Source organism: Neobacillus drentensis, from assembly GCF_036966985.1.
Lineage (GTDB): Bacteria > Bacillota > Bacilli > Bacillales > Cytobacillaceae > Neobacillus > Neobacillus drentensis_E.
Genome location: NZ_JBALSN010000304.1, coordinates 2048 through 10218, shown reverse-complemented (window position 1 = coordinate 10218; position 8171 = coordinate 2048). Strand labels below are relative to the sequence as shown.

9 protein-coding genes are annotated in these 8171 nt (G+C 36.9%); 4 read left to right on the top strand and 5 right to left on the bottom strand.

All coding sequences use genetic code 11. From position 1 onward, the window contains the following. Nucleotides 1-229 precede the first annotated feature (229 nt). Nucleotides 230-994, bottom strand: a complete 765-nt coding sequence (locus V7659_RS19665) for a DUF3891 family protein (RefSeq protein WP_335541586.1) — start codon at nucleotides 992-994, stop codon at nucleotides 230-232. Nucleotides 995-1244: 250 nt separating this feature from the next. Continuing rightward, complete coding sequence (locus V7659_RS19660; protein WP_335541584.1) at nucleotides 1245-1379, bottom strand: hypothetical protein; 135 nt, start codon at nucleotides 1377-1379, stop codon at nucleotides 1245-1247. 131 nt (nucleotides 1380-1510) lie between these two features. On the opposite strand from V7659_RS19660, the gene V7659_RS19655 reads away from it, so the two are divergent. The 4 genes from V7659_RS19655 to speB (V7659_RS19640) all read left to right on the top strand — a co-directional run bounded on the left by V7659_RS19655 (nucleotide 1511) and on the right by speB (V7659_RS19640) (nucleotide 6534). Beyond that, nucleotides 1511-2878 (top strand): sigma-54 interaction domain-containing protein, encoded by a 1368-nt coding sequence (locus V7659_RS19655; RefSeq protein WP_335541582.1) that lies wholly within the window; start codon nucleotides 1511-1513, stop codon nucleotides 2876-2878. Nucleotides 2879-2973: 95 nt separating this feature from the next. Beyond that, nucleotides 2974-3966, top strand: a complete 993-nt coding sequence (gene speB, locus V7659_RS19650; protein ID WP_335541580.1) for an agmatinase — start codon at nucleotides 2974-2976, stop codon at nucleotides 3964-3966. A gap of 39 nt (nucleotides 3967-4005) precedes the next feature. Then, the gene (locus V7659_RS19645) at nucleotides 4006-5400 is read left to right on the top strand and encodes a purine-cytosine permease family protein (RefSeq protein WP_335541578.1); all 1395 of its coding nucleotides are present in this window, start codon (nucleotides 4006-4008) and stop codon (nucleotides 5398-5400) included. Nucleotides 5401-5613: 213 nt separating this feature from the next. Beyond that, the gene (gene speB / locus V7659_RS19640; protein WP_335541592.1) at nucleotides 5614-6534 is read left to right on the top strand and encodes an agmatinase; all 921 of its coding nucleotides are present in this window, start codon (nucleotides 5614-5616) and stop codon (nucleotides 6532-6534) included. Nucleotides 6535-6565: 31 nt separating this feature from the next. Here the strand turns inward: speB (V7659_RS19640) and V7659_RS19635 are convergent, their stop codons facing one another. The 3 genes from V7659_RS19635 to V7659_RS19625 form a co-directional block, all read right to left on the bottom strand. Beyond that, complete coding sequence (locus V7659_RS19635; RefSeq protein WP_335541590.1) at nucleotides 6566-6886, bottom strand: DoxX family protein; 321 nt, start codon at nucleotides 6884-6886, stop codon at nucleotides 6566-6568. 272 nt (nucleotides 6887-7158) lie between these two features. Next, a complete protein-coding gene (locus V7659_RS19630; RefSeq protein ID WP_335541576.1) occupies nucleotides 7159-7545 on the bottom strand; it encodes a hypothetical protein in 387 nt (128 codons plus the stop codon). Between the two features lie 229 nt (nucleotides 7546-7774). Further along, nucleotides 7775-7903 carry a YjcZ family sporulation protein gene (locus V7659_RS19625; RefSeq protein WP_335541588.1) on the bottom strand — a complete coding sequence of 43 codons (129 nt, stop codon included), beginning with the start codon at nucleotides 7901-7903 and terminating at the stop codon, nucleotides 7775-7777. Nucleotides 7904-8171 lie beyond the last annotated feature (268 nt).

Here is an 8171-nt window from a genome sequence, read left to right as displayed (position 1 = left end):
AATGAAATTTCGTATAAACCTTGATAAATAAGGAAAAAATGTATGCCAATTCATACTTCAACCCTTGTGATTTTTGATAAGAATGCACCCGAAAACGGACCCTTTATTCTGGCTTTTCACCTTTGTCTTGTAATATAAAATTCATAGTAGTGGTCAAAAATGAGGGGTGCCGAACAGGTAGGATGTGTTGATGGGGGGGGAAATAGATTTCTCCTTTTTAGGTTTTCTCCTATTTAAACTCTATCCTCCTAATAGTAACAGGGGTGTCCTTGTATGCCTGTAAGATGCCGTGCTCCTCTATTTGGTCTTTTCTTACAGCCCGATAAGGCAGTTTTACTTCAAATTCACTTTTTAGAGGGGAGAAGGAGAGCGAAACCGTTTCTTGGTTTTTCCAATGAGCAACGATGGGTTTGTCCGTAACAAAAGGAAATAACTGTGGAAATCCATTTCGGAAAAAGGGGTGTATCCTTTTATTATTTCCTGGTTCATTTAAACAAATATACAGGGAAAGATAATCGCAAAATTTTAACAGATCTAAGTGGTACATTAAAGTTTCATTCTTTTTCTCGTTTCCCACTATTTGCAATTCCTTTAAAAGTTGCTCCTGTCTTTGCTTTTCTTCATTCCAAAATTCCCTGACTGTGGGTTCTGTTGCATCCTGAATGAATGATGAATAGTGTAAACTGCATAACAGTCCAGCATACTTGCTCATTTTTTCAACTTCATTCAACCCCTTTTTATAAAAAGATATTTTAAGCATTATCGGGTAGTCGATAAAAGAGTACGGCTTTTCCGTTTTATCATTCCATACGGGAGACTTGTCCAGGTCTATCCATCCTCTATCATGTTCTTGGATTGCCAGTTGCACTTCTTGGGTTCGTGTAAGATCAAAAAAATAATCATCTTTACAGTTTCGGGCGATTTCCCCTGCAATTTTGGCGTGATTATTCTGAGTTACCATAAAATAGCTTTGTTCCCTATCCATAATAATCATTTTCGATAATCCTTTCTTTGCAAAACTTCACCAGATTGTATTTCTCTTGTTTTATATTTACCACTTTTCCAGCAAATTTAATCAATTGATCTTAGTATTGACTGATATTAGCCACGACAAAATATAGTGTACCAACCGCAAAACAAACAGCCATCGCAAGTTTGATGGCTGTTTGTTTTAAACTTTTTTACAATAAAAAAGGCTTGATTTGACTGCTAATCTCCCATAAAGCATTTTTGTGTTGAGTACTTCATTCACTTGTTGGTTTTTGTTGATGATAGGGAAGGGTTTTCTCTACTTCTGCTACTTGTTTATAGATTCCTTCCATATCCTTTAGATTTTTCTTATAATCATATGTCTTAAGTTTTTTGTTTTCTACAATCAATTTCCCATTATCAACCAAAATAATTGTTCAATCATTTTAAAATCCACATAAATGATAAAAAATATTTAAAATAGTTTGAATTGTTAGTCATTTTTGATTATGATTAAATCAAAAATGACTAGGTGATGAAAATGAATAAACGCATGGATGATTCGATTCTATTAAACCATATTTTAGAACATTCATTCGATGAAATCTTTATTGCGGATGCAACGGGAATGGTTTTATATGCCAGTCAATCTACTGAAACAGTCTTTGGTATTCCGTGTGAACAAATCGTTAATCACAATATTTTCGAACTTGAACAACAAGGACTTTTTTCTCCCTCGGTCATTGCAAGCGTGCTAAGAACTAACAAGGAAGTAACGCTAATTCAAGAAACAAACCATAATAGAAAACTAATCATCTCCGGATATCCGATTTATGATCAATCAGGAATAATAATAGGCGCTACGAGTTTTTCAAGGGATATTACCGAATTTGAGTCCTTACGCAAAGAAAATGAGCAGGTAGCAAGAGCATTACTAAAATTTCAAGAAGAAAATGAAAAATTACGAAAACAGGCGACACAACAATTCCTTATTAGTAATGGAAAAATGGAAAAAGTATTTGAAGTTGTGTCAAAGGTAGCCGATATAAACATTACTGTATTACTCGAGGGTGAGTCGGGCGTTGGTAAAAACCATATAGCTTATAAAATTCATCAATTGTCATCAAGAAAGGCTGAGCCCTTCATTGAAGTAAACTGTGGTGCCATACCTGAATCTTTATTTGAATCAGAGCTTTTCGGGTACGAGGATGGAGCTTTTACCGGGTCTAAAAAAGGAGGTAAGAAGGGGTATTTTGAAGCAGCAGGTAATGGAACTCTTTTTCTAGATGAAATTGGTGAACTGCCCTTGAATCTTCAAGTAAAACTATTATCGGTTTTGCAAAATCAAACCTTAATGAGAATTGGCGGAACAAAAAGAATTGAGGTGAATTGCAGAATCATTTGTGCTACCAATCAGAACTTAGAAAAAATGATCAAAGAAAGGAAATTTAGAGAAGATCTTTATTACCGAATCAATGTCGTAAAAGTAGAGATTCCACCGCTAAGGGAACGGAAGGAAGAAATCATTCCACTTATTTACGAGATTACTGAACAATTGAATCGTAAATATCAATTGAATACATATTTTACCCCAACAATGGCTGCTTGGCTAAGCCAACAAAATTGGCCGGGAAATGTCAGAGAATTACGAAACTATATTGAAAAGAAGATGATTACATCTAGTGGGAACGAAATAGATCTCGATATGCATGAAGAGGACACAAAAAAGGAGTCTTACACTCAATTAACGAAAGAAATACCGTTAAACGATTATATAGAAACACTAGAAAAGGAGTATATTGTGCGAATGTATCAGAAATATCCCAGTAGCATTAAACTTGCAGAAATATTGGGAATCAGCCAATCTACTGCAAATCGGAAAATACTAAAATATGTGGAGCAAAGGTAGTCTTTTTTGACTATAACGTTCTCTTAAACGCTGTCTTTATTAGTTGGCATGTAAATTGCATTCTTTAATAATAGAAAACTAAAGGAGGCAATTTAATGTCAAATCAAGATGAAAAGCAATTTTTGAATTTACCTTTTACTGGAATATGCACTTTTGGAAAATATCCTGTTTGTTCAGATATTAATCAACTAGATGCGGATGTAGCTGTTATTGGGGTTCCAAATGATATGGGTACTCAATGGAAATCTGGAGCAAGAATGGGTCCAAGGGGAATTCGCGAAGGATCTACACTTTACAGTTTTGGATTAAATGGTGCTTACGATATTGAAAAAGACATTACATATTTGGGGCCAAGATGGAAAGTAGTCGATTGCGGCGATGTGGACATGGTTCATGGAGATATGATGCAATGTCATGAAAATACAGAAGAAGCCATTAGAAAGATTGTTTCAAAAGGAGCCATGCCGGTTGTATTAGGCGGAGATCACTCTATTACCATTCCAGTCGGTAAAGCTTTAGAAGAGTTAGGACCTTTTCATGTAATTCAAATCGATGCTCATTTGGATTGGGCGGATCATCGTTCCGGGCAAAGGTATGGGCATGGAAGCTGTATCCGTCGTTTATCTGAAATGGATCATATTCAGAAAATTTTCCAATTTGGAATTCGAGGAATTTCCAGCAGTTTGAAAGAAGATGTGGATGCAGCACGAGAATATGGAAGTGTTATCTTATCACCGCGCCAAATTAGGAAAATGGGAATTGAAAGTGTGGTAGAACTACTTCCGGAAGGAGAAAAATACTATATTACCCTAGATATTGATGGTTTGGATCCTTCCGTAGCACCTGGAACAGGTACCCCTTCACCAGGAGGATTTATTTACGATGAAGTAAATGAATTACTTGAAGGAATAGCTAAAAGAGGAAAAGTAATTGGCTTTGATTTGGTCGAAGTAGCACCGCCATATGACCCAGCTGGAATGACCGGTCAAGTAGGTGCACGACTAGCATTGGATTTACTCAGCTTCGTTTTAAAGGAAAAAGAGAACATTGATGATCGTAAGTTAAATAAGGAAGAAGTTCACTCCTAAGATAAGTCACCAAAATAATATATTTCAGGGGGCAAATCTATGAAAATTGAGACAAGAAGTATTGAGTACATTCCAGCCAATGAACGTCATGGAAAACCAAAAGGATTGTTTTCAGTTTGGTTTGCTGCAAATATGCATATTACCACACTTGTGACAGGATCACTATGTGTCACTTTTGGCTTAAATCTTTTTTGGAGTGTTGTAGCGATTATCCTTGGTAATTTAATAGGAGCCATTTTTATGGCTTCACATTCTGCTCAAGGACCTAAACTCGGTATCCCCCAAATGATTCAAAGCCGTGCACAATTCGGTGTTATTGGTGCCGTGATTCCCTTAATTCTAGTTATTTTCATGTACTTGGGTTTTTTTGCAAGCAGTGGTTTGTTAGGGGCACAAGTATTGAGCAGTGCCTTAGACCTTAATTTAACTTTAAGTATCATTGTCCTTAATATCATCACCTTTATCGTGACAATCATTGGCCATGATCTTATTCATAAAATGCAAAAGTATTTGACATGGGTGTTCTTTCTTGTTTTCATAGCTGCTACGTTTATTGTCTTCCAATTACCCGTTCCACCAGGAAGCTGGTCTCCAGCTGAGTTCAATTTACCAGTCTTTATGTTAAGTGTTAGTGTGGTAGCAACCTGGCAGATCTCATATGCACCATATGTCGCTGACTATTCAAGGTATTTGCCAATTGATACCAATTACTCAAAAACCTATTGGTATACGTATGCAGGGACTGTTTTAGGCACGGTTTGGATGATGGTTTTAGGAGTCTTATTGACTACTGCCATTCCGAATTTCCTAAGTAATGCCGGCACGAATCTCGCTAATCAGTTTGGAAGTTTTTCGTTTCTTTTAATCGCTGTTATCATCCTAGGTCAGTTCTCTATCAATGTTTTTAATTTATATGGCGCCTTTATGTCAACCATATCTACTGTTGAGCCTTTTTCAAAAATAAAAGTAACCCCAAAAGTAAGGATGTCTTTTATCTTAGGAATTGGAACAGTCGGAACTTTTCTGGCTATTTTGGGTCAGGGAAATTTCTTGTCCAATTTTGTCAACTTTATCTTATTTATTAGTTACTTTTTAATTCCATGGACAGCCATTAACCTCATTGATTTTTACGTCCTGCGTCACGGGGAGTATAGTATTAAAGATATTTTTGATTTAAATGGAAAGTACGGAAAAGTAAACAAAATCACTGCTATATCGTTTCTCGTTTCTATTATCGCCGAAGTGCCATTTATGAACACATCTTTCTATGTAGGAGCTGGTGCGAAAGCAATGGGGGGCGCCGATATAGCCTGGATATTAGGATTGGTAGTTCCATCCGCACTCTATTATGTAATGATGAAAAGAAAATTGCGGGATGCGGACCAGGTACCAATCCCGTATGAAGAGAGTAAAATTAGTTTAGTAAGGAAGTAGAAAATAGATTTATTTTAAAGGGGTAGGGAGGGGGTATATATGTCCTTTCCTATCCTTTTTTTCACTAGAGTTCAGAATTACCGAAATTACCCTAATTAAATCCTTTGAATCTGCACCCTTAAAATAGGGGGAATCTTATTATTTGGAAAATATTTTTATGAGAAAAGAGGAATTATTTTGAGTAAAAAATTTGAAATTCCTAACCCCAATTCGATGCCCAGATTTTCGGGAATCCGCAGTTTTATGAGATTACCTTACCAGCAGGAAATAGACCAAAAAGATTTTGTCATTCTGGGTGCCCCGTTTGATACTTCGGCGAGCTATCGTTCTGGAGCGCGATTTGGCCCTGAGGCCATTCGCCGCAGTTCTGTCCTTCTGAGGCCTGCTAATGTTTACCATAAAATTCGTCCCTTTGATTTTTTGGAAGGTGTAGACGGTGGGGATGTAATGGTTATTCCCGGCAACACATTGCAAAGCCATCAATACATTACTGAACATGTGAAAGAATGGGCAAAAAAAGGGGCTGTTCCCATTGTACTTGGAGGCGATCACTCCATTTCATTGCCTGAATTACGTGCCCTTGCAAATGTACACGGCCCATTATCACTTATTCATTTTGATGCACACGGAGATACATGGGATGAGTATTGGGGTGAAAAGTATACACATGGTACCCCATTTCGCCGAGCTTTGGAAGAAGGTATCATAAATCCATCCCGCTCAATTCAATTAGGGATGCGTGGTACTGTTTATGATCCAAATGATATCAATGAGGCACGAGAACTGGGTTTTGAAGTCATTACTGCAGACGAAATGCGGATTATCGGGTTAAACGAAACGATTCGCCGCGCTCGTGAAAGAGTTGGAAACGATAAGGTTTTTCTCACTTTTGATATTGATTTTCTCGATCCAGTATTTGCACCTGGAACCGGTACTCCAGAAATCGCAGGGTTCACGAGTGCTGAAGCACAGCACATGCTCCGCCAGCTCTCCGGATTAAACTTTATCGGTTTTGACTTGGTAGAAGTGCTTCCGGCACTAGATCCTTCAGAAGTTACGGCATTAACAGCAGCAACCATAGTCTTTGAATTTTTAAGTTTATTAGCTGTGGTAAAACAAGATTCACATAATTGATTATTTTTAGCAACTGAAAGGATCAGCGCGGTTATTGCTTGAATAGATAAACTAGCATAACTAAAATCACTATGTCTAAACGAGCACCAAAAGCGAATGGTAGTAGTCCAGTGTGCAGTAGGGGAACCTTTGTTAAAAGAAGAGCTCCAATCATAATACCAATTAAAGGTACCACTGCATTTTTAACAGCTTTATTAACCAATAATAGAATTCCGCAAACCATTTCGAGTAATATAACAAGCTTTAACATCAGGTGGGGATAGGGCAGTCCTAATCCAAGAAAATGATTCGCTACTTCACTACCCATTAATTTCATAAGTGCTGAGGTAATAAAAACATAGGCAACAGTAATTCTAATAAATTTATGAGTATTTAAAATAAAAATCCCCCCTTTGTATATCTCTATGCAAGAAGAGGGACAGACCATAACAAAAAACTAACATTCAGGCCAGTCGGGGGCAGTTCCCAAGTGAGCTAAAGCTTTAACGCAACTGGGGACTGACCCCTTTTTATACTTGGGTGCCTGCCACCGCCCGATGCAAATAATATTTGAAAATGGTTTTAAAACCAAAAGGACCATTTATTTAAATAGCCCTCTTGTGCAATCTATTAATTTTTTAAAAATTAATGTCGCAATCTGTCAATGACCGTACATTCCCTTGCACCTCTGCGGATTAAATTACGTGCAGCTGCTAATGGGATTTCGACAAGAACTGCATCGTCTGTGTCGTTTTCTACATCAAACACAGCAAATGCCTCTCCGTCTACAATCAAGATACAAATAAACTCTACTTCTACATCATTGGATCTTGGAACGCGAGTTGTAATTTCACAACGCTTGATTCCTGCATTCAACAATGTCATAGCCTCTTGTCGTGATATACGAATAAACACGAATTCCTCGAATGCAACATTACCTGCTTCCACTTCAATTTCCACTAAAAGAAAAAAGCGATTTCTGATTTGTACAATACAATTTGCACCAATTGAAATAACGTCCTCTATACTCAAATAATTTCACCTCCCTTACTACATTAAATGAAGAAGTAAAAGGAAGGTGTGGACAAATTATATAAAAAATTCATATTATGTATATCTTTTTATGGCTTATCGTTGGAAACATGCGGTTATATTTGTAGGTCGAAATTGGTGGAAGTACTAAGGGACATGGGTTCGTACCATGTCCTTGATTTTTTATATCTAACTCGCTAGAATCTTTATGCTTTTTAGATCTTCCCTTTTAAAAGCAGAAAGCAATTGCACCGATTATGATTAACAAAATAAACAGCACTATTATTATGATAAAATTTTCACACCCACCAACATTAACACAATGTCCTTGAACAGGAGTCGCATAGCCATAGCACATCGGAGGCTGGGGAATAACATTAGAGTTTCCACTAATTGTTGGGATTGCGTTATTATACACTTAAACACTTCCTTTCGATTGTAAGGAGAGTAACTAGGCGATTACCCTATATCATATACATTGAGATGAAATTGGAGCCCGTATTAATAAAATTTTTATGCAAGTGCTGCCATAACCTAACCTGAGTTGATTGGATTGTTATCGAAATAAAAGTTTTCATGTCCTTGTTTTTCTATTAATATAGTAAGCAGTTGAAAATTATCCTATT